This is a genomic window from Pseudomonas sp. IT-P218, assembly GCF_949767605.1.
GTDB classification, from domain to species: domain Bacteria; phylum Pseudomonadota; class Gammaproteobacteria; order Pseudomonadales; family Pseudomonadaceae; genus Aquipseudomonas; species Aquipseudomonas putida_AE.
This window is the reverse complement of record NZ_CATKQQ010000011.1, coordinates 818,606-839,756: the sequence shown is the minus strand read 5'-3', so window position 1 is coordinate 839,756 and position 21,151 is coordinate 818,606. Positions and strand designations below refer to the sequence as shown.

The window sequence follows — 21,151 nt, the reverse complement described above, 5'->3', positions numbered from 1 at the left end:
ATAGAAGACGAAATCCTCGTTCATCTTGCCCTTGGCTGGGGCATTTTCCCATCCGCTGATGCCCGACAATATTCAAATCGCCACTTGCTCTAGATCGAACATGCCCCATGATGCAGCGTACAAAATATCGGAACGGAGTATCTGGCAGTACGCTGGATTCCACATTCTGGAGGTCGGTCCTTAACGCCACCACCGTGCCACCTCGCTACCGGCAATTACGATTTTAAAATATCCAACCAAATAAAAGCCCCGCACTTGGCGGGGCTACTGAGTGGACTAGGCCTTGTTCCAGTGACGCTTTACGGTGGCAATACCGATGTTGAGGTCAGCCGCAACCTGAGCCTGCGTCATTTCCCTCGCCTTGAGTCTTTTTACTTTCGCTGTAGTGTCGGTTGCTTCTGGACGTCCCAGCCTCTTACCTTCCGCCTTGGCACGAATCAAACCCTGCTGAGTACGCTCGATCAGCAAGTCACGCTCAAATTCTGCTACGGCACTCAGCACCTGCATGGTCATCTTGCCTGCCGCACTGGTCAGGTCCACGCCGCCAAGGGCGAGACAGTGAACGCGGATTCCAGCAGACGCCAATTGCTCGACGGTCTGGCGTACATCCATCGCGTTACGGCCTAGGCGGTCCAGCTTAGTCACGATTAGCACGTCACCCGACTCCATCTTGCCTAGCAGGGTCTGGAAGCCTTTACGCTCACTGGCGGGGATGCTGCCTGAGATGGTTTCCTCGACTACTCGGCTCGCCTGCACATCGAAACCAGCGGCTTTTACTTCTTGCACCTGGTTCTCAGTGAACTGGGTTGAGGTGCTGACGCGGCAGTAAAGGAAAGTGCGGGACATGGCAGGCGACTCCACTGGTATCACTTAAGGTGGCATCAGTGTACCAAGGTATCGATAATGCACGAAGCCTATTTTGATGACACCTAATACCGTCTGTCTGGAAGGTATCGTTTAACGGTCGTTTGTTGGTACTTGCCGGAGAATGGCGGCTGGCCCGATCCGGCGTTGACCGAGGGGTGACGTGAAAGCAGATTTTCTAGCTGCGGCGATGCCTGAGCAACTTTGCTCACACACTTCGTGGGGAATAGGCAATGGTATGAATTTGCCTACCCATTTACATTCGACCTGACTAGTCATGTGCATCGGTTTGACGAGCGAGATTTGCGGACATGAGCGACGGAGAACGACTCATAGCTGACGGTGGCGACAGGCGGAAATCGAGTATCAGTCGCCTGTTTTTGTGCGAACGCCTTACTCAGAGCAGGGGTTGGCGTTCCACGCTCTGTTATCGGGTCTAAAACGAAGCCGATTGTCTTGCGAACTGACGTCATCATGTATCTGATGTCACACTGAACCGATAGGAACAACGACTCGAAGCCCTGAGCCAGGCCTATGATGGAATCCGCTTCGATGAACAATACAGACGATTATCGCTTCCGATCCCACGAGCTTTTGCTTGAGCTAGATGCAGCCACCACCAGCCTGATGATGCTCGTATCGGCACGGCGATTGGAGGGGTCTCCTTGGGCTGACGCTATCAATCGTCAGAAGCTGGCGTATGAGGCTTGGGTTACTTTGCTCAACGCGCCAAAAATTGATCCGGTGCCTGTACTGGATGGGCGAGCGGCAGGTAGCTACGAACCATCGGAAGACTGAGGGTTTTCCATTAGTTAAAAAGTCGGGGGGCTTTGGTTAGCAATCTCGATCTATGGCGAGTGGCGAGTATTGCTGAGTCGGGCAGATAAATTCTATGGCGGCCTGAGCCTAGGTGGCGCGACCGGACTTTTTGCAGATAGCGTCCAAGTCATCCCATGGATTGCGCGGTTGTCCTGCACAACCACAAGCTGAGGAATGTACGAACGCTTCGCTGCGATCAATTTCTTTCTGCTTTGCTTGGCAGGTTCGACATGACACGACGCCGTTAGCGATATGCCAGTGGTTACTCCAATCGATCAGATCCTCGTTCGCCGTCATAGATCACCAGCTCAGGTCGTTACACCCACGGTGTTGAGTGAATAACTGCTCTGAGTTCTTCGCTTCGCACTCAGCCTCAGCTTCCATTCGTGTTGGGAATGACTCGGGTAGTCGAGTCTTTTCCTTGTTGTCGTAAATATTGTAGCCGGAAGGCGCCATGGTGGAGTAATAGCGGGAGCCATTACGTACTGATCCCGTTTCCTTTGGTATCCCAGGAACGACAACGAATCTCGATACCATTTCGTCACCTATATGCTGATCGTCGCTATTCGGTTTAGCGGCAAATGGCCAGCACATCAAACCCTCAGGTAGCGGAATCGACGGATGGTTGGCGGCTCACTCTGCCGCGTCCGATGGAAAGATGCACGAAAAGAGAGACTGGCTTAGTACCTGTAGTGGCAACGCACTATAAACAAGGGAGTTGACGTGCCACAAAGAAATCACCCCCCTGTAGCCGACGCTTAGGCGGGTTAGATAACTAATAGATGCCCTATTAGATATGCACCCCTTACCCTTAACGCACGTTCGACTATGATCACTGGTGCGATTATTCGGATTGGGACGACCACCATGGAGTTCTTCAAGATGCTGCTGAGAGGCGTAAAACCAAAGCCGCTCTACTTAGATGACCTGATTGCCGCCGACAAGTTAGAGCCCGGCACTATCACCGTGATGAGAGCTCTCATCGGGAAATGGCTTCCCGAAAACTTTGATGATCGTACAAGAGAGCAGCTTCACGCAATTTACAAGGCACTAGGCGAGCAGGAGACCGGGCAGCCGTACCTGTTAAGCAAGGGGATGTTTTCAGACTGGGGACCCCCTATAGAGCAACTCAAGGTAGTACCGGCAAATCCCAAGCGGAAATAAGATTTGCGAAGCATTTCGGGGCCGTTGCTGGCCCACCCCGAGTAGCAGGGTGTCTTCTCTAGAGATGAGGCCCTGTACTTACGCAGCTAGGAACACCGGCTCCGCTGATACTGGCGGGAAATCCAGATATGCAGGGTAACCCCTGAAACCCCAGTCGCTGTAGTACTTCCCGCGATATAGACGCTTAAAGCAGGGTTGATTCTTGTACTGCTGGCGCCCCCGCTCGATAGCGGAATGCAGGCTCTCCAGTACGCCTGTGCGAGCCGCTGCGATCTCGTCGGCAGTGCAGATGCCTACGTCCAGCAGCGCTTGCCACGTGCTCTCAAACGAGCTGTACAAGTTGGCGATGTAAACCTCCCAGTTCAAACCACAGGCTCGCCACGAATACAGATCAGGAATCTCTACAACTGGCACTAGCGATTGAAGGTGCATACGCTTCACCAGCTTCGCCTCAAGCATTTCTACGGGGATCGATAGCCCCTGTAGTGCAATGAATGCTGCCTCTGTAATCAGTACGACCAACATCTGGCGGTCTGCCTCAAGCATCTGAGCTGACGGTTTCCACGGGTTCCGGTGGCAAAAGTATTGTAGTGGTGTCCACGTAGCATTGACGGGCTTGAGGAAACTGCCGTGTTGCGGCTGGGTGAAGTCTTCGGTCTGGGCCAGGTACATTCCCAGCACTCGCACTAGACGTAGCATCACTTGGCAGTTGCCCTGGTGGCGTCCAGTGGCAGTAGCGGCGACCCGCTCCAACTCATCTGCGTAGATGCACAGGATCGCCCTTGCATAGACCTCTGGCTGAAACTTGTTGGGTGTCGTCTTACCGCGTTGGTGTGCGTCCATCTGCTCCAGCACTTCGACTTCGATATCACGCGACTCCAGCTCAGCCAATGTCCATTGACGATCAAGGCTGCGGATGGCGGTCCCCTTCTGCTGGCGGTTGTAGATCCGCTGGGCAAGAGTATGACGCCTGTCGAGGTCGATCGACGACACTTGGTCGAGATAGTCATCAAGTACCTTCCCAAGAAAGGCGCGGATCAGTTCGGCAATGGCTGCGTTTGTATCGCCCTGCTCCACTGCCCACTTCCGCTTTAAAGTACTGGTGGCGATTCTCAGACCTGCATCGGCGGGCACCGGCTTGTTGCTCTGCCCCCGGTTCATTGAGCTGCAACCGATGAACAGGTTTGCCGGGTGGAGCAGACCGAGGTAACCATTTCCGCCCTTCCGTGGCTGGATATGGCAGATGTTGAACAGATTCGTCTTCTGGTCGCTGCTCCAGCCGTAACACTTGTACATGGCGTCGCTTAACGAGTGCAGAACTAACAGAGTGGCGGACGTATGTCCGGTTAGAACTTGAACAGTGCCAGCCTCTCGGCACTCTCGGATCACCCACCGCCAGAAGGCGTTCTTGGCTAGCTTTGCAAATCTGTTCGCTACCTTCTTGCTGGGCTGCCTCGCCCTGTGGGCCTTTTTACGGCATACGCTGGTGCAGTAGCGTTGGTTTTGATCGGTGAAGCGTTTAGCGATGTACTCGTTATTGCAGTGGCAGCAGATGTAACTACGCTGCGTGGGTTGTTTCCGGCTTTCCATTGTTTCCCTCAGAGGTTGGGATTTCAAGATACTGTTTATATGCTTCTGTAATCAGAAGGTTTATGAAGTAAGAAGGGTTGTACTTGCCCCTTGCCTGCATCATCTCGATAAGCTCTTTCTGAGCCTGCTCGTTCACGTTCAATCGCATGGTTACACTCATTTTCTATAGGCTGTGATTGGCTGAAAGCCACGTATTACGCGGGGTTTCTCATATTAGCGTGTCATAAATCTATACTACCTGCGGCCTTCAACTGCCCTTCTTCAGGCAGCACGAAACCGACGAAGCCAGGTGGAGGCTCACACGCCAAGAATTCCGGATTAAGTTGGCATCTAGTTGTTCGGCACTTATATGGGGAAGTGCAGTGTTGCTCCAATTGCGGAATCAAATCACCCGATGCATCACGCGATCACCTGCCCTACGGCGAGATCAGGATTATAGGACACAGGCAAATCTGTCCGTTCCTAACGCTGTATTGGTAGCCGGGGATGGGTATAGCAGGAGAAAAGCCGAGTGGCTTCCTCGACTAAGACGAATACGTTACTACACTTCCTTGATCTGTCAAGCACATCCACGAAGCTAATGCAAGTATTTTTTACAACAATCTGATAATCGGAGTCGAGATCATCAGGATTGCACAGCACATTGGGGTATTCGGACTATCTCCCAGCCAGTGAAATCCGGCGGGGCACGACCCTGTTGGGCGTGCGGAATGGGCATAGGGGCGCGTGCGGCAGCACTAAGTGGGTGCAACTCCGATGCGGGCTGTGCGAGGGTCTGACGGGCTGATGGACACGTACAAAACGGCGTGGCGAGCTACGTACAATTGCTACGTACACTTCAGAAATGAAAAAGCCCCGCAGACGCTGATCTGCGGGGCTTTCCGAATAATGGCGGAGAGATAGGGATTCGAACCCTAGGTACCGGTGAAGGTACAACGGATTTCGAATCCGTCCCATTCGGCCACTCTGGCATCTCTCCAACGGCGCGCATCATAACAACACTTTTGCCGAAAGCAAACCCTCTTTCGAAAATTTTTTCTGTGCTATCAGATGCTTGCGTCGATTAAAGCGGTACACCCAGACGATTGGCGACTTCTTCGTAGGCTTCGATGACGTCACCGAGGCCCTGGCGGAAGCGGTCCTTGTCCATTTTCTTCTTGGTGGCCTTGTCCCACAGGCGGCAGCCGTCCGGGCTGAATTCGTCGCCCAGGACGATGGAGCCGTCGTGGAACACGCCGAATTCCAGTTTGAAGTCGACCAGCAGCAGGCCGGCGTCGTCGAACAGTTTGCTCAGGACTTCGTTGACCTTGAGCGACAGTTCCTTCATGCGCGCCAGTTGCTCGGCAGTGCCCCAACCGAAGGCCACGACGTGGGATTCGTTGATGAACGGGTCGCCCTTGGCGTCGTCCTTCAGGAACAGTTCGAAGGTGTAAGGGTTGAGCTTCATGCCTTCTTCAACGCCCAGGCGCTTGACCAGGCTGCCGGCGGCGTAGTTACGCACGACGCACTCGACCGGGATCATGTCGAGCTTCTTCACCAGGCATTCGTTGTCGCCCAGCAGTTTGTCGAATTGGGTCGGTACGCCGGCTTCTTCGAGTTTCTGCATGATGAAGGCGTTGAACTTGTTGTTCACCATGCCTTTGCGGTCGAGCTGTTCGATGCGCTTGCCGTCGAACGCCGAAGTGTCGTTGCGAAACAGCAGGATCAAGCGGTTGGCGTCGTCGGTCTTGTAAACCGATTTGGCTTTGCCGCGGTAGAGTTCTTCACGTTTTTCCATGATGGGCTCCGCTTGCTAAGTAGGTGGGCTAGGCGATGTGTCGCCAGTCGAGCCCTGAATCTTGATCGGCCAGTTGCAGCCAGTCCGGGTCGCACCCGAGGGTGTCGACAAAACATTGCCGGGCCAGCCGCGGCAGGTTGTTCTTGCTGCTCAGATGGGCCAGGACCAGGTGTTGCAGGTCTTTCCAGCCCAACTCGGACACCAGGAATGCCGCCTGATGGTTGTTCAAATGTCCCAGCTCACCGCCCACCCGCTGCTTGAGAAAGTAGGGGTAATGACCGCGAGCCAGCATGTCCCGGCAATGGTTGGCCTCGATCATCAATGCATCGAGGTCGCGATAGCCTTCCAGCACCTTGTCGCAATACGAGCCCAGGTCGGTCAACAGGCCGAAGCGCCGCTCACCGTCACTGAACACGTATTGCGTCGGCTCCTGCGCATCGTGGGCCACGGCAATGACACCAATGCTCAGGTTGCCGATCTGCAGTTGTTCGCCACCGGCCAGGAAGCCCGCGGGTTCGACCGGTTTGCGCATCCCGCGCAGGGTGCCGCGACTGAGGTAGACAGGCAGATTGTAGCGCCGAGACAGCAAACCCACGCCATGCACGTGGTCGGCATGTTCGTGGGTCACGAGTATCGCGCTCAGCTGCGCAGGGTTCACACCCAGGCGCAGCAAGCGTTTTTCGGTTTCCCGCAGGGAGAAACCACAATCCACCAGCACGTACGTATCAGCGCTGGCTATCAGCGTGCCATTCCCTTGGCTACCGCTGCCGAGAACGGCAAAACGCATGTGATCAGCCCAGATTGTCCTGAATCACGCTCAACACTTTGCGCGCCACGTCAGCCGGCGCCACGGTGTTGATGTTTTTCTCGACGGTGACCTGGACGCTTTCGCCGACCTTGCTCAGGCGAACCTGATAACGCTCGGCACGGGACTCGACTTCTTCCTTGCTCGGCGCACTGCCGAACAGGCTGCTGAAGAACCCGGGCTTGTCGTCTTTCTTCTCGGCTTTTTCAGCGAGGTTGATGTAGTACAGGCCCAGGCTGCGGTTGATGTCTTCAACACGCCATTCGCCCTGCTCCAGCGCACGGCCGACGCTCGACCAGGCACGATCCAGGTCGGTGCCGACGTTCAGCACCGGGTTGCCGCTGCCGTCTTCGCTCAGGCTGATGCGGCTTGGCGCGTCGAAATCGCGAGAAGCCAGCATGGAGACCGAACCGCCCTTCTCGGAGATGCGGCTCATGCTCGCCAGCATGTCGTCGACCAGTGCCGCGTCCAGGCCAGTGTTGACCGAACGGTTGGTGAAAGCGACGTCGGCCGTGCTGCCGGCAGGACGCTCGGCGGTGACCACGTAGATCTCACTGGTATTGCGCTGCACACCCGGCTCGATACGTACCCGGGCACGGATTTCGCTGTCAGAGGCGACGCCGGCTGCGCTCAGGCGCTTGGCCATGGCTGCGGACAGCTCGTCGGAACGCTGCCAGGTGGTGGTGAATTCGCCAGTCTGAGGGCGCTGTTCGTCCAGGCGGAAACCGTTGTCCTGGAAGAACTGTACGGCCACGGGCCAGGCTTCCGCTGGCGGGTTCTGCGCCAGGATCGAACGCGTATCGCCGCTCTTTTGCAGCGAGTAGGCACTGGCGTCGGCGGCAGCGGTCAATGGCTGCGGACGAGGCACGATGTATTCGCCCTTGGCGGTGTCATCGGCGACGTTGCGCGGAATCGGCAACAGCGGATCCAGACGCTTGGCAGTGGTGATATCCGGTGGCAGTTGCATCGGTGCGGTCTGTTGCGCTTCCAGGTAGTCGCTACCACGGTCACGGAAATAACCATCCGGGCCCCACAGCCATCCACAGCCACTGGTGCTGGAGATGATCAAGGCAAGCGCGGAGAGTCCGGCCATTCGCTTCATGCGTTGTACTTCCTCAATTAAACCAGGACGCCGGACTGGCGCATGGCCTGCCGCAGCGGTTCGTGACATTCGGCGCTGAGCCAGGTGAGCGGCAGACGGATTCCGTCCGGCATCAGGCCCATCTCATGCAGCGCCCATTTCACGGGAATTGGATTGGACTCGATAAACAGGGTTTTATTGAGTGGCATCAGTTTTTGGTGAATGGCGCGCGCCTTCTCGGCTTCGCCGTTCAGCGCGGCAATGCACAGGTCGGCCATGTCACGCGGGGCGACGTTGGCGGTCACCGAAATATTGCCCTTGCCGCCCAGCAGGATCAGCTCGACCGCGGTGGCATCGTCACCGGAAATGACCAGGAAGTTGCTGTCGACGCCGTCGATGATGGCCTTGGCGCGCTGCAGGTCGCCCGTGGCTTCCTTGATCCCGATGATGTTCTTGACGCTCGACAGGCGGATCACGGTCTCGGCCAGCATGTCGCAGGCGGTGCGGCCTGGCACGTTGTAGAGGATCTGCGGGATATGAACGGCTTCGGCGATCGCCTTGAAGTGCTGGTACAGGCCTTCCTGGGTCGGCTTGTTGTAGTACGGTGTGACCAGCAGGCAAGCGTCGGCGCCGGCGGTCTTTGCATTGGTGGTCAGCTCGATCGCCTCGCGAGTCGAGTTGGCGCCGGTACCGGCGATGACCGGAATGCGGCCGTTGACCTGCTTGACTACGCGACGGATCACTTCGATGTGTTCGCTCACATCAAGGGTGGCCGATTCACCTGTAGTGCCGACCGCCACGATGGCGTGGGTGCCGTTTTGCAGGTGAAAGTCCACCAGTTTGCTCAGGCTGTCCCAGTCGAGACGACCTTGTGCATCCATGGGTGTGACCAGTGCCACCATACTGCCCGCAATCATGCAACCGCTCCTGCCGGAAAAAGAGAGCCGTAATGGTACTGGCGCCAAGATGCTTGTACAAGCGAAGTACTGCGCTGCCGCCATTCCCCTTGGCGCCGCTTTTCGCTACCCTTCAGACTTTGATCGATACTGCTAAGCTCGTATTTCGGGTTTGCGCCTCCACTTTCGACATCCCAAGCCCCCGATCCAGGGTTGCCACCCCCGCTCCTGCTACTCTGGAGCCACGTTGCGACCTTGTGCCCGAAGCTTTGGGAGTTCGCATGCGCAGGCTCGCTCCCGGCAAAACCAGCCGATAGAAGTACCGACCGCTCATCGCTTTAGGAATGCTGCATGTCCACCCCCACAGTTCGCGAACAATTCCTTGTCATCAGTGCCCTCGGCGCCAACCCCATGGAGCTGACTAACGTCCTGTGCCGCGCCAGCCATGAAAATCGCTGCGCCGTGGTCACCTCCCGCCTGACGCGTCATGGCGAGTGCAGTGCGCTGGTCCTCGAAATCTCCGGCAGCTGGGACGCCCTGGCTCGCCTGGAGGGCAGCCTGCCGACCCTGGCAAAACGCCACGCCTTCACCGTCAACGTGGTGCGCAGCGCCGCCCTGGAGAACCGTCCCCAGGCCCTGCCCTACGTGGCCTATGTCAGCTCGGCCTACCGCTCGGACATCATCAACGAGCTGTGCCAGTTCTTCATGGACCACAACGTCGAACTGGAAAACCTGACCTGTGACACCTACCAGGCCCCGCAGACCGGCGGCACCATGCTCAATGCCACGTTTACCGTGACCTTGCCGGCCGGTGTGCAGATCAGCTGGTTGCGTGACCAGTTCCTGGACTTCGCCGACGCGCTGAACCTCGACGCCCTGATCGAACCGTGGCGTCCACAGAACCCAATGTAAGGAAGCATTCATGGCCGTTGCACTCGACCAACCGGTTGCCGACTTCGAAGCACCCGCCACCAGCGGGCAAACCGTGCGCCTCGCCGACCTCAAGGGCAAGCAGGTAGTCATCTACTTCTACCCCAAGGACAGCACACCGGGCTGCACCACCCAGGGCCAGGGTTTTCGCGACCAGCTGGACGCTTTCAAGGCGGCCAACACCGAAGTGTTCGGCGTGTCCCGCGACAGCCTCAAGTCTCACGAGAACTTCAAGGCCAAGCAGGCCTTCACCTTCGAGCTGATCAGCGACAAGGAAGAAGCGCTCTGCCAGCTGTTTGATGTGATCAAGCTGAAAAAGCTCTATGGCAAGGAATACATGGGCGTGGATCGCAGCACGTTCCTCATCGACAAGGACGGTGTGTTGCGTCAGGAATGGCGTGGCGTGAAGGTGCCGGGGCATGTGGATGCGGTTCTGGCGGCCGCCCAGACCCTTAACCAAGCCTGATTAATTGGGTGTCTGTTCTGACGCCTTCGCTGGCAAGCCAGCTCCTACAAGGTACGCGCGACCATTGTAGGAGCTGGCTTGCCAGCGAAGAGGCCCTCAGAGCCAGCATTCAAAGCAACGGCGCCACCACCGGCTCTTTACGCGGCCAGGCATCCAGCACGGCCTTGAACAGCGTCGCCAGGGGAATCGCAAAGAACACCCCCCAGAAGCCCCACAACCCGCCAAACAACAACACCGCGCAGATGATCGCCACCGGATGCAGGTTCACCGCTTCCGAGAACAACAGTGGTACCAGCACGTTGCCGTCCAGGGTCTGGATGATCCCGTAGACCGCCATCAGATAGATGAACTGATCGCTCCAGCCCCACTGGAACAGCGCAATCAGGAACACCGGCACGGTCACCACCACCGCCCCGACGTAGGGCACGACCACCGAGATGCCCACCAGCAAGGCCAGCAGCGCCGCATAATTGAGTTCCAGGACGACAAAGGCGATGTAGGTCACCCCGCCGCAAATGAAAATCTCGATGACCTTGCCACGAATGTAGTTGGCGATCTGCCGGTTCATTTCATGGGCGACACGGGTGATCAGCGCCCGCTCACGGGGCAGGTAGCCGCGCACCCACTCGCCGATCATTTGCCGGTCCTTGAGAAAGAAGAACACCAGGATCGGCACCAGTACCAGGTAGATCATGATATTGACCAGCAACGGCAGGCTCGACAGCGAAAACGTCAGCGCCCATTGACCGAACTTGCCGATCTCGCCCCGCGCCACTTCAATGGCCTGCAGCACCTGCTCGTCGGACACCAGGTGCGGATAACGCTCCGGCAACAGCAGCAACAGGGTCTGCCACTTGGCGAGCATGCCGGGCAATTCGTTGAACAGGGTGATCAGCTGATGCCAGAGCAACGGCACCACGACCACCATGAACACCAGCAGCAGCCCCATGAACAGCGCGAAGACCAGCCCCACTGCGACGCCACCCGGCACCCGCAGGCGCTCCAGGCTCACCACCAGACCCTGCATCAGGTAGGCCAGCACCATCCCGGCCAACACCGGCGCCAGCATGCCGCCCAGGGTCAACACCGCGGTGAACGCCAGGAACAACAGGACCGCCAGTACCACGGCTTCTTCGTCGGAGAAGTAGCGCTGAATCCAGTCGCGCAACACTTTGAACATCAATAATCCTTAGTAACGAACGCATCTGGTTTCAGGCTTTTTTCAACCAGTAACGGTAAATGCCCGCTTCATCTTCTTCACGCAGCAGCGTATGACCGGCCAATCGGGCAAAGGTGCGGAAATCACGCTGCGAGCCTGCATCGGTGGCGATGACCTTGAGCACCGTACCACTGGACATCTTATTGAGTTCCATCTTGGCCTTGAGCAACGGCAAGGGGCAATTGAGGCCACTGGCGTCCAGTTCAACGTCATGGGCTACAGCGTCGATCATTGCATCACTCCGGGTCAGGTGGCTGAGTTGCCTAGAATATCTGGTCGCAGGGCTGGTGTCCGGCTACAGTAAGCTCTTTGTCGACTAAGGCTTTGTGCATGACTTTTTTGCGCCCTACCCTGCTGACGCTCGCTTGCCTGCTTGCCTCACCGGGCTTCGCCGACGACCTGCCGTCACTCGGCGACGCCAGTTCTGCCATCGTCTCGCCGCAACAGGAGTATCAGTTGGGTCGCGCCTGGCTTGCCCTGTTGCGCAGCCAGGTAGCTCAGCTCAATGACCCGCAGCTCAAGGACTACGTCGAGTCCAGCGTCTACCGCCTGGTGGAGACCAGCCAGGTCAATGACCGGCGCCTGGAATTCATCCTGATCAACAGCCCGCAGCTCAACGCGTTCGCGGCGCCCGGCGGGATTGTCGGGGTCAACGGCGGCCTGTTCCTCAATGCGCAGACCGAAGGCGAGTATGCCTCGGTACTGGCCCACGAATTGGCTCACTTGTCGCAGCGCCACTTCGCCCGTGGCGTCGAGGCCCAACAGCGCATGCAGGTACCGATGATGGCCGCGCTGCTGGCCGGTATCGTGATTGCCGCGGCAGGTGCCGGCGATGCCGGTATTGCGGCGATTGCAGGGACACAGGCGGCAGCCATCCAGGAACAACGGCGATTCTCGCGCCAGAACGAACAGGAAGCCGATCGCATCGGTATCCTCAATCTGGAAAAGGCAGGCTACGACCCCCGCTCCATGCCTACCATGTTCGAACGCCTGGGGCGTCAGTACCGCTTCGACGCCAAGCCGCCGGAATTCCTGCTGACTCACCCGGTGACCGAATCGCGTATCGCCGACACCCGCAACCGCGCCGAGCAGGCCCCGCAGGGCGGCATCGAAGACACCCTGCGTTATCAGTTGATTCGTGCCCGGGTCCAGCTGATCTATGAAGAAACCCCAGGCCTGGGCGCCAAGCGCTTCCGCGCCCTGCTGGATGAAAACCCGAAAAGCGATGTGGCGCGCTATGGTCTGGCGATCGCCCAGATCAAGGGCGGACAGCTGAACGAAGCACGGGAAAACCTCAAGCAGTTGCTGGCCAAGGCACCGAACGAGATCATCTACAACCTCGCCCAGGTCGATCTGGACATCACCAACAATCGCCTGCCGGATGCACAGTCCAGGGTTGACCGCCTGCTGACGCAATACCCCGGCAACTATCCACTGAACCAGGTTCGCGTCGACCTGCTGCTGAAACAGAACCGCGCCGCCGATGCCGAAAAGGCCCTCGAAGGCCTGCTCAAATCGCGCCCGGACGATCCGGACGTGTGGTATCAGGTGGCCGAAACCCGCGGCCTGTCGGGCAATATCATCGGCCTGCACCAGGCGCGCGCCGAGTATTTCGCACTGGTGGGCGACTATCGCCAGGCCATCCAGCAACTGGATTTTGCCAAGCGCAAGGCCGGCAGCAATTTCCCGCTGTCGTCGCGAATCGATGCCCGCCAGCGCGAGCTGATGGAGCAGGAACGCATGATCAAGGACATGATGGGCTGACGTTTTCAGCGACAAAAAAAAACCGCCTCATTCGAGGCGGTTTTTTTATTCAACCAACAGGCGGGTTATTCAGCCAGCTTGAAGGTGATGAAGCTCGCACGGTTCTGGCGCAGTACACGCATCGATACCGAACGGTTCTTTGGCAACGCCTTGGCAATGTCCGTGAACTCCTTGGCCGAACCGATCGCCTGATTGTTCAGGTGAGTGATGATATCGCCCGGCTGCAGGCCGATCATCGACGCAGGACCGTCCTGAACTTCCTTGATCAGCACGCCACCCTTGAGGTCGTAGGTTTTCTTCTGCTCGTCCGTCAGTTCGACTACCGAGACGCCAAGGCGGTTGCTGCTGCGCTCGATGCTCGACTGCGGCAGGTCATCAAGCTCCTTGCCTTCTTCCGGGATAGCGCCAACGGTCAGCTCGACATTCTTGCGCTTGCCTTCGCGGATCACTTCCAGATTGGCCTTGGAGCCCGCCTTCAATGCGCCCACCAGGTGTGGCAGATCGGCGGACATGACGATCGGCTGTCCATTCATGGTCAGGATCACGTCGCCTACCTGCAGCCCGCCCTTGGCAGCCGGGCCGTCATCCTGGATCTGCGCGACCAGCGCACCGGCTGGTTTTTCCAGGCCGAACGATTCAGCCAGGTCCTTGTTCACTTCCTGGATCACTACGCCCAGCCAGCCACGGCTGACCTTGCCACCGCTTTTGAGCTGATTGGAAACGTCCATGGCCACGTCGATAGGGATCGCGAACGATACGCCCATGAAACCACCGGAACGGGTGTAGATCTGCGAGTTGATACCGACTACCTCACCGTTGAGGTTGAACAGCGGCCCACCCGAGTTACCCGGGTTGATCGGCACGTCGGTCTGGATGAACGGCACGTAGTTTTCATTCGGCAGGCTGCGGCCGACGGCACTGACGATGCCCTGGGTCACGGTATGGTCAAAACCGAACGGCGAGCCGATGGCCACGACCCATTGCCCGGCTTTCAGATCCTGGGATTTGCCCAGCTTCAGGACCGGAAGATCCTTGCCTTCGATTTTCAGCAGCGCCACGTCGGAGCGCGGATCGGTGCCGATCAGCTTGGCCTTCATTTCACTGCGGTCGGACAGACGCACGAGGATTTCGTCGGCATCGGCGATCACATGATTGTTGGTCAGGATGTAGCCGTCAGGCGAAATGATGAAACCCGAACCCAGGGATTGCGCCTCGCGCTGGCGGTCGCCACGGGGGGATCGAGGTTGCTGTGGCGGCATGCCGCGCTCGAAAAACTCGCGCAACATTGGCGGCAAGCCTTCGAGGTCAGGCATCTGCTGGTTGACTCTGCGGTCAGGCAATTTTTGCGTGGTACTGATGTTCACCACCGCAGGCGATGCCTGTTCGACCAGTTGCGTGAAATCAGGCAATTCGACCGCCTGGACAGCGACCGCCTGACCGAGCACCAGCACGGTGGCAAAAATGGAGAGGTAAGACTTCAAGCGTGGTATCGACATACGGCTCCCGTTACGACGAGCATGGTTAAGCGATATGGAGCAAGGAACACCGGGAAAGATACGCCGGTATTTTTGTTCCGGGAACAACAAACAAGGCCAGAGCCGAGGGGCTCTGACCTATAAAAAATATTGGGGGGATTTGCAAATTGAAATGCTCACTAAACATTTCGATTTCAAGTCACTGCTGGGTTGCAGTAGCGTCGGTGCGCATGGACAAGGCGATCCGTTCAGCGGTGCCGATCGGGATCTCACCCACCACAGTCACCATCATCTCGCCTTGCGGCGTGCTCAAGCGCCGGGAGACGGCGGCGGTTGGGCCCAGTTGCGTACGGGTGTCGGTGGTACCTGAACCGCTCAAGGGCTCGAGGAACACTGAAAAACGCGCCAGACCATCGTCATACAGCAGGCTGTTGACCTGGGACTTGGTCTCTGGATCCTTGCGGGTCGTACTGCTGGTCAGTTCGAAACCCGGTGGCAACCAGTCCGAATGCCAGACCCGGGCGTCCTTGACCGCCGAAGCCTTGTCGCTGTCGAGCTTGACCGCCTTGCAGTCAGCGCCCGGCTGCAGGTCACTGTCGGTGGGAACCGTGGCGGGATCGAGTCGAGTGAACTGGAAGCGCTCGAGCAGACGGCCCTTGTCATCGATCAGCAATGACTTCAGGGGCAGGCCGGTTTCCTGATCAAGATGCAGTTCAAAACCGTAACGATGCTGGTCACGGGGTGTCAGGGAAACAATCACTGCCGGGCGACCGGCCACGCGCGACTTGCCGATGACAGCAAGGTCATACCAATTCTTGAGCTTTTGTGGATCGAGTGCACGAGCGGTGGAGTTGGAGGTATCCCCCAGCCCTGCCATCAGGTTGCCGCTGACGCATTGAGTATGCCCATCAATGCGTACGACCTCCTGAGCGGAGCCGTCGAGCTGGATCAAACGCTCGCGGACCTTGCCATCCTGGACGCGGTGCCAGATGTTGTGGGTAGAGAAACTACCGTTACGCTCGTAGACAAAAGTACCTTGGAAGCTTTGCTTCTGCTCGGCCTGGCCCAGACGGGTCAACCAGTCTTGAGCCTGATCGGCGTGGGCTGGAACAACGAACCAGCCACTGAGCAAAAGCGTAAGTAGAGGTATGGCGCGCATGATCCTCCTTAACGGTTTTCCAGGCTTGCTGCACGCGCGTAAGGCAGAGCGCTCTCGGTACCTTTCAGTGCAGCCTGTTGAGCATGTTGGCGCAAGTAGCCTGGCAAACGTTGATCGTTCCAGCCTGGCTGACCTTGCAACACACCATTGGCCATGGGACCAGTGGCTTCTGAACTCTCATTGTAGCCTGCCAGAACAGCCGGGCCCTTGACTTGTGGAACCGCCAGGCCAGGTTGGGTGGATTGCTGCGCCAGCTCAACGCCAGCGATCTCGTCCTGGTTGTACAGACGAACACCTGCCAGCACCGCCAGGGTCACCGATGCGGCAACGGCCAGACGACCCAGGCTGCGCCATGGACCACGGGTGGCTTTTGCCGGTACGGCTTCGTCGGCCAATGCAGCAGAAACAGCCGCGGCAATGTCCAGGCGTGGAAGCAGCAGGTCCTTGTGCATCACTGCCCGAGCGATCTGATAACGAGCCCAGGTTTCACGGGTTTCAACATCGTCACAGGCACTGAGTACCCGACGCAATTCCAATTCGTCCGCTTCGTTATCCATCACTGCGGACAGCGATTCCTGCAGGGCTTCACGACTCATGGCGTTCCTCTCTTGGCTGTCGCCGCTGTCTTTAGTTTTCCTGCAACAAAGGCTGCAGGGCTTTATCGATGGCCTCCCGGGCGCGGAAGATCCGGGAGCGCACGGTACCCACCGGACATTGCATGACGCTCGCAATGTCCTCGTAACTCAGACCATCGAATTCACGTAAAGTTAAAGCCGTACGCAAATCTTCTGGCAGTTGCTGAATGGTTCGATGGACGGTGCCTTCGATCTCATCCCGCAGCAAAGCCCGTTCTGGCGACTCGAGATCCTTGAGGCCATGATCGCCATCGTAGAACTCTGCATCCTCGGAACTGACATCGCTATCCGGCGGCCGACGGCCGCGTGAAACCAGATAGTTCTTCGCCGTGTTGATGGCGATGCGGTAAAGCCACGTATAAAACGCGCTGTCTCCGCGAAAATTACCAAGTGCGCGGTAGGCCTTGATGAAGGCTTCCTGCGCTACATCCTGGGCTTCATGGGTGTCGTGCACGAAACGCACGATCAACCCGAGAATTTTGTGCTGATATTTCAGCACTAACAGATCGAATGCACGCTTGTCGCCGCGCTGAACGCGTTCGACCAGCTGCTGATCCTCTTCCTGGGTTAGCATGAACACTCCTCGATAAGCTTGGAGGAGGCTTGCATTACTAAACGACCGGGCTTGCAAACATAGACTCGGGCTTTTCGCAAAAGTTCTCCCCCTCCAGGCAAGTTTCCTGCGGGCTCTGATTCGGCACGCACGAAAAACGCAGCTCGAGATTCCCCGGCTGCGCGAATAATCTTGTCATCGGTCTGACCGCCAGGGATCCAACCGCGATCCTGGGATGAAACCGACACTGTCCCTTGATTCAGGCAACCGTCTATTGATCTTGGGCCTTTGGCAAAAGTTCCAAATATTTATAGCTGCACAGAATCGACATTGTGCAACCCTGAAGCGAAAAAGAGTGTTAAATCCACGATACAGTTCGCTTGTCGCCGAACCGGTGGAAAAAACATCCGACGAAGCGTCGGCAGATTTCCGTCACAGTAGTTTCACAATGCCATATCGGCTCGGCTATTGTGCCGCTCCCCCCCTCTATATACTAGTGGGCTGTGCGGTTGCCGGGCATGCCTGTCCAGATGTCTGGCGCCTACCCCGACCCGGGTCGCTTTGAGCGGAATCCTGAAATGAGCCAACAGTTTCAACACGATGTCCTGGTAATTGGCAGCGGTGCTGCCGGCTTGAGCCTTGCGCTGACCTTGCCCGGTCACTTGCGCATTGCCGTATTGAGCAAAGGCGACCTCGCCAATGGCTCGACGTTCTGGGCCCAGGGAGGGGTCGCCGCCGTACTGGATGACACTGACACCGTCGAGTCCCACGTCGACGACACCCTCAACGCCGGTGGCGGGTTGTGTCACGAAGATGCCGTGCGTTTTACCGTCGAGCACAGCCGGGAAGCGATTCAATGGCTGATCGACCAGGGCGTGCCGTTCACCCGCGACGAACAGTCCGGCACGGAAGACGGTGGATTCGAGTTCCACCTGACCCGTGAAGGCGGTCACAGCCATCGGCGCATCATCCATGCCGCCGATGCCACCGGCGCCGCGATTTTCAGGACGCTGCTCACCCAGGCCCAGCAACGGCCCAACATCGAGTTGCTGGAACAGCGGGTCGCGGTCGACCTGATTACCGAAAAGCGCCTGGGCCTTGAGGGCGATCGCTGCCTGGGTGCCTATGTGCTCAATCGTGGCACCGGGGAAGTCGACACCTACGGCGCCCGTTTCGTGATCCTCGCCTCCGGCGGTGCCGCCAAGGTCTACCTCTATACCAGCAACCCCGATGGCGCCTGCGGTGATGGCATCGCCATGGCCTGGCGCTCGGGCTGCCGGGTGGCGAACCTGGAATTCAATCAGTTCCACCCCACCTGCCTGTATCACCCGCAAGCCAAGAGTTTCCTGATCACCGAAGCCCTGCGCGGAGAAGGTGCGCACCTGAAGCTGCCCAATGGCGAACGCTTCATGCAGCGCTTCGACCCCCGCGCAGAACTGGCGCCACGGGACATCGTCGCCCGGGCCATCGACCATGAGATGAAGCGGCTCGGTGTCGACTGCGTCTATCTGGACATCAGCCACAAGTCCGAAGATTTCATCAAGACGCACTTCCCGACGGTATACGAACGCTGCCTCGAATTTTCCATCGACATCACCAAACAGCCGATCCCGGTGGTGCCCGCGGCGCACTACACCTGCGGCGGCGTGATGGTCGACCAGCAAGGTCGCACAGACGTGCCAGGGCTGTACGCGATTGGCGAAACCAGCTTCACCGGCCTGCACGGTGCCAACCGCATGGCCAGCAACTCGTTGCTGGAGTGCTTTGTCTACGCGCGCTCGGCGGCGGCGGACATCCTGGAGCAATTGCCACAGGTATCGGCCCCTGTCGCCCTCCCGGCTTGGGACGCCAGCCAGGTGACCGATTCCGATGAAGACGTGATCATTGCGCACAACTGGGACGAATTGCGCCGCTTCATGTGGGACTACGTCGGAATCGTTCGCACCAACAAGCGCCTGCAACGGGCCCAGCACCGGGTGCGCCTGTTGCTCGACGAAATCGACGAGTTCTACAGCAACTACAAAGTCAGCAGGGACTTGATCGAATTGCGCAACCTGGCCCAAGTGGCCGAGCTGATGATCCTGTCAGCCATGGAGCGCAAGGAGAGTCGCGGCCTGCACTACACCCTCGACTACCCGAACATGCTACCTGTCGCCATGGACACTATTCTGGTGCCGCCCACCTACGCCGAGTGAACTTGAGCCGCACCCGCAGGCGTCGGTGCAGATCCGCCGCCTGCGAGTCCCGGGGCACGCAGATTGTCCTGACCCGCCGCTCACCGCGCAGACGAAAGCGCAGCACCACGATCAACGGCAACGCCAGGCTGTCCGGGCGCAACTGCACCGGCTGCCACCCCTTCGCCTGACTCCACAGCTGCCAGCCATCGGCGTCACGACGCAAGCCGCGAAAAGCCTGTGGGTGGGTCAGTAGAATCTGGCGAGGCAACGCCCAGGCGCCGTGCAACAGACAGCACAAGGCACCGGGCAGACTGGCCCAGAGCGGTATGGCGAGCAGGAACAAGGAACCCAGCGCGAACGCCTGGGCCAAAAGGTACGCCGCCAGCAACTGCCGTGAGGCATGCCAGCGGCATTCGAACCCGTTACTTGGGCTGGACACGATCCAGGATCATACGAACCATGCGCTGAAGTTCCGGATCTTCCGATTCGGCGCGCTCCATGAACCAGCCGAACATGTCCTGATCTTCGCATTCGAGCAGCCTGACGTAGCAGGCGCGATCCACTTCGTTGAGGTGCGGATAAACCTCTTTCACAAACGGCACCAGCAACACGTCAAGCTCAAGCATGCCGCGGCGGCTGTGCCAGTAGAGGCGATTCAGTTCAACATCTTCGACCATGGAGCGCTCCTCAAATAGGCCGCAAGTATACAGCCCCGCGCCCCATCGAACAGTCGGCTTTGGTCGGGCACGACGATCCTTTGTGAACTACCCATTTCAGGGGCAGCCCCTTATCATGTCTGCCAGACTCTTTACCCTGCGATGACCCATGGCCGATTCCGCTTTTTTCTGCACGTTGTCTCATGAAGGTGTCCTGGCGGTCCGCGGCGCGGACGCCGGCAAGTTCCTGCAAGGCCAACTGACCTGCAACCTCAATTACCTGAGCGACAACCGGGCCAGCCTCGGCGCGCGCTGCACGCAGAAAGGCCGGATGCAGTCGAGCTTTCGCATCCTGCTCGAAGGTGATGGCGTACTCCTGGCCATGGCCAGCGAGTTGCTCGAACCGCAATTGGCGGACCTGAAGAAATACGCGGTGTTTTCCAAGTCCAAACTGACCGATGAAAGCGCTGCCTGGGTTCGCTTCGGCGTCGAGCAGGGCGATGAGGCATTGAAAAGCCTCGGCCTGGAACTGCCTGCAGAGACCGACAGCCTGGTGCGCCATGACGGTTTGATCGCCATTCGCGTCTCGCCCGAACGCGCCGAACTCTGGGTTGCCGCCGATCAGGCCGATGGCATCAAGGGCAAGCTGTCCGCCCTGCTGCCTGAAGGTGAACTCAATCAATGGTTGCTGGGCCAGGTCCGTGCCGGTATCGGCCAGGTGATGCCAAGTACCCGCGAGCTGTTCATCCCGCAGATGCTCAATCTGCAAGCGGTCGGCGGCGTGAGCTTCAAGAAAGGCTGCTACACCGGCCAGGAAATCGTCGCGCGCATGCAGTACCTCGGCAAACTCAAGCGCCGCTTGTATCGCCTGCAACTGGCTGGCGGCGAACTGCCAGAGCCCGGCACCCAGCTGTTTGCCCCGAGTCACGGCAGCTCGATCGGTGAAGTGGTGCTGGCCGCCAATGCCGCCAATCAGATTGAACTGTTGGCCGTGTTGCAAGCCGAAGCTGCAGAAGGCGGCGACATTCATCTGGGCGCACTCGACGGCCCGGCCCTGAATTTGCTCGACCTGCCGTATGAACTGGACCGCGATCGCGAAATCCAGCGTTAACCGCGGTACT

General features: G+C 58.3%; 22 protein-coding genes and 1 tRNA gene. 7 read left to right on the top strand and 16 right to left on the bottom strand.

Going from position 1 to position 21,151, the window contains the following annotated elements:
- Positions 1-276: 276 nt before the first annotated feature.
- Positions 277-846, bottom strand: a complete 570-nt coding sequence (locus ACM6I6_RS10670; protein ID WP_414919862.1) for a recombinase family protein — start codon at positions 844-846, stop codon at positions 277-279.
- A gap of 570 nt (positions 847-1,416) precedes the next feature.
- Here ACM6I6_RS10670 and ACM6I6_RS10665 point away from each other — a divergent pair.
- Positions 1,417-1,662, top strand: a complete 246-nt coding sequence (locus ACM6I6_RS10665) for a hypothetical protein (protein ID WP_414919861.1) — start codon at positions 1,417-1,419, stop codon at positions 1,660-1,662.
- 888 nt (positions 1,663-2,550) lie between these two features.
- Entirely contained in the window at positions 2,551-2,847 is a 297-nt protein-coding gene (locus tag ACM6I6_RS10660) for a hypothetical protein (RefSeq protein ID WP_414919860.1), read from the top strand.
- Positions 2,848-2,925: 78 nt separating this feature from the next.
- Here ACM6I6_RS10660 and ACM6I6_RS10655 read toward each other — a convergent pair whose 3' ends face one another.
- From ACM6I6_RS10655 to dapA, 7 genes are all read right to left on the bottom strand, one after another.
- On the bottom strand, positions 2,926-4,143 hold the full coding sequence (locus tag ACM6I6_RS10655) for a hypothetical protein (RefSeq protein WP_414919859.1): 1,218 nt from the start codon (positions 4,141-4,143) through the stop codon (positions 2,926-2,928).
- 262 nt (positions 4,144-4,405) lie between these two features.
- Positions 4,406-4,585, bottom strand: coding sequence for a hypothetical protein (locus ACM6I6_RS10650; protein WP_414919858.1), 180 nt, complete (start codon positions 4,583-4,585; stop codon positions 4,406-4,408).
- 741 nt (positions 4,586-5,326) lie between these two features.
- Positions 5,327-5,416, bottom strand: a tRNA-Ser gene (locus ACM6I6_RS10645).
- 84 nt (positions 5,417-5,500) lie between these two features.
- Positions 5,501-6,214 (bottom strand): phosphoribosylaminoimidazolesuccinocarboxamide synthase, encoded by a 714-nt coding sequence (purC, locus tag ACM6I6_RS10640; RefSeq protein WP_274073525.1) that lies wholly within the window; start codon positions 6,212-6,214, stop codon positions 5,501-5,503.
- Positions 6,215-6,242: 28 nt separating this feature from the next.
- On the bottom strand, positions 6,243-7,001 hold the full coding sequence (locus ACM6I6_RS10635) for an MBL fold metallo-hydrolase (RefSeq protein ID WP_274073524.1): 759 nt from the start codon (positions 6,999-7,001) through the stop codon (positions 6,243-6,245).
- 4 nt (positions 7,002-7,005) lie between these two features.
- Entirely contained in the window at positions 7,006-8,121 is a 1,116-nt protein-coding gene (gene bamC, locus ACM6I6_RS10630) for an outer membrane protein assembly factor BamC (RefSeq protein ID WP_274073523.1), read from the bottom strand.
- Positions 8,122-8,138: 17 nt separating this feature from the next.
- Complete coding sequence (gene dapA / locus ACM6I6_RS10625) at positions 8,139-9,017, bottom strand: 4-hydroxy-tetrahydrodipicolinate synthase (RefSeq protein ID WP_414919857.1); 879 nt, start codon at positions 9,015-9,017, stop codon at positions 8,139-8,141.
- Between the two features lie 330 nt (positions 9,018-9,347).
- On the opposite strand from dapA, the gene ACM6I6_RS10620 reads away from it, so the two are divergent.
- Together ACM6I6_RS10620 and ACM6I6_RS10615 are read left to right on the top strand one after the other, a co-directional pair.
- The gene (locus tag ACM6I6_RS10620; RefSeq protein ID WP_008055980.1) at positions 9,348-9,908 is read left to right on the top strand and encodes a glycine cleavage system protein R; all 561 of its coding nucleotides are present in this window, start codon (positions 9,348-9,350) and stop codon (positions 9,906-9,908) included.
- A gap of 10 nt (positions 9,909-9,918) precedes the next feature.
- Complete coding sequence (locus ACM6I6_RS10615; protein ID WP_414919856.1) at positions 9,919-10,392, top strand: peroxiredoxin; 474 nt, start codon at positions 9,919-9,921, stop codon at positions 10,390-10,392.
- Between the two features lie 109 nt (positions 10,393-10,501).
- On the opposite strand, the gene ACM6I6_RS10610 is transcribed toward ACM6I6_RS10615, so the two are convergent.
- Complete coding sequence (locus ACM6I6_RS10610) at positions 10,502-11,572, bottom strand: AI-2E family transporter (protein ID WP_323626692.1); 1,071 nt, start codon at positions 11,570-11,572, stop codon at positions 10,502-10,504.
- 31 nt (positions 11,573-11,603) lie between these two features.
- Positions 11,604-11,843: a sulfurtransferase TusA family protein gene (locus ACM6I6_RS10605; RefSeq protein WP_274073520.1), complete on the bottom strand. Its 240-nt coding sequence runs from the start codon at positions 11,841-11,843 to the stop codon at positions 11,604-11,606.
- Positions 11,844-11,941: 98 nt separating this feature from the next.
- On the opposite strand from ACM6I6_RS10605, the gene ACM6I6_RS10600 reads away from it, so the two are divergent.
- A complete protein-coding gene (locus ACM6I6_RS10600; protein ID WP_274073519.1) occupies positions 11,942-13,375 on the top strand; it encodes a M48 family metalloprotease in 1,434 nt (477 codons plus the stop codon).
- Positions 13,376-13,440: 65 nt separating this feature from the next.
- Here ACM6I6_RS10600 and ACM6I6_RS10595 read toward each other — a convergent pair whose 3' ends face one another.
- The 4 genes from ACM6I6_RS10595 to rpoE all read right to left on the bottom strand — a co-directional run bounded on the left by ACM6I6_RS10595 (position 13,441) and on the right by rpoE (position 17,218).
- Positions 13,441-14,871, bottom strand: a complete 1,431-nt coding sequence (locus ACM6I6_RS10595) for a DegQ family serine endoprotease (RefSeq protein ID WP_414919855.1) — start codon at positions 14,869-14,871, stop codon at positions 13,441-13,443.
- Between the two features lie 178 nt (positions 14,872-15,049).
- Complete coding sequence (locus ACM6I6_RS10590) at positions 15,050-16,009, bottom strand: MucB/RseB C-terminal domain-containing protein (RefSeq protein ID WP_323606740.1); 960 nt, start codon at positions 16,007-16,009, stop codon at positions 15,050-15,052.
- Between the two features lie 8 nt (positions 16,010-16,017).
- On the bottom strand, positions 16,018-16,605 hold the full coding sequence (locus ACM6I6_RS10585) for a sigma-E factor negative regulatory protein (RefSeq protein WP_077184187.1): 588 nt from the start codon (positions 16,603-16,605) through the stop codon (positions 16,018-16,020).
- 31 nt (positions 16,606-16,636) lie between these two features.
- Complete coding sequence (gene rpoE / locus ACM6I6_RS10580) at positions 16,637-17,218, bottom strand: RNA polymerase sigma factor RpoE (RefSeq protein ID WP_003172477.1); 582 nt, start codon at positions 17,216-17,218, stop codon at positions 16,637-16,639.
- 557 nt (positions 17,219-17,775) lie between these two features.
- Here rpoE and nadB point away from each other — a divergent pair.
- Entirely contained in the window at positions 17,776-19,392 is a 1,617-nt protein-coding gene (gene nadB, locus ACM6I6_RS10575; protein ID WP_274073516.1) for an L-aspartate oxidase, read from the top strand.
- On the opposite strand, the gene ACM6I6_RS10570 is transcribed toward nadB, so the two are convergent.
- Both ACM6I6_RS10570 and ACM6I6_RS10565 read right to left on the bottom strand, forming a co-directional pair.
- On the bottom strand, positions 19,361-19,813 hold the full coding sequence (locus ACM6I6_RS10570) for a protein YgfX (protein ID WP_274073515.1): 453 nt from the start codon (positions 19,811-19,813) through the stop codon (positions 19,361-19,363). The genes nadB and ACM6I6_RS10570 overlap by 32 nt on opposite strands.
- Positions 19,797-20,051 (bottom strand): succinate dehydrogenase assembly factor 2, encoded by a 255-nt coding sequence (locus tag ACM6I6_RS10565; protein ID WP_007898624.1) that lies wholly within the window; start codon positions 20,049-20,051, stop codon positions 19,797-19,799. Before ACM6I6_RS10565 ends, ACM6I6_RS10570 begins: the two co-directional genes overlap by 17 nt.
- Before the next feature lie 148 nt (positions 20,052-20,199).
- Here ACM6I6_RS10565 and ACM6I6_RS10560 point away from each other — a divergent pair, with 148 nt between their 5' ends.
- Complete coding sequence (locus ACM6I6_RS10560) at positions 20,200-21,141, top strand: YgfZ/GcvT domain-containing protein (RefSeq protein WP_274073514.1); 942 nt, start codon at positions 20,200-20,202, stop codon at positions 21,139-21,141.
- The last annotated feature ends 10 nt before the right edge of the window (positions 21,142-21,151 follow it).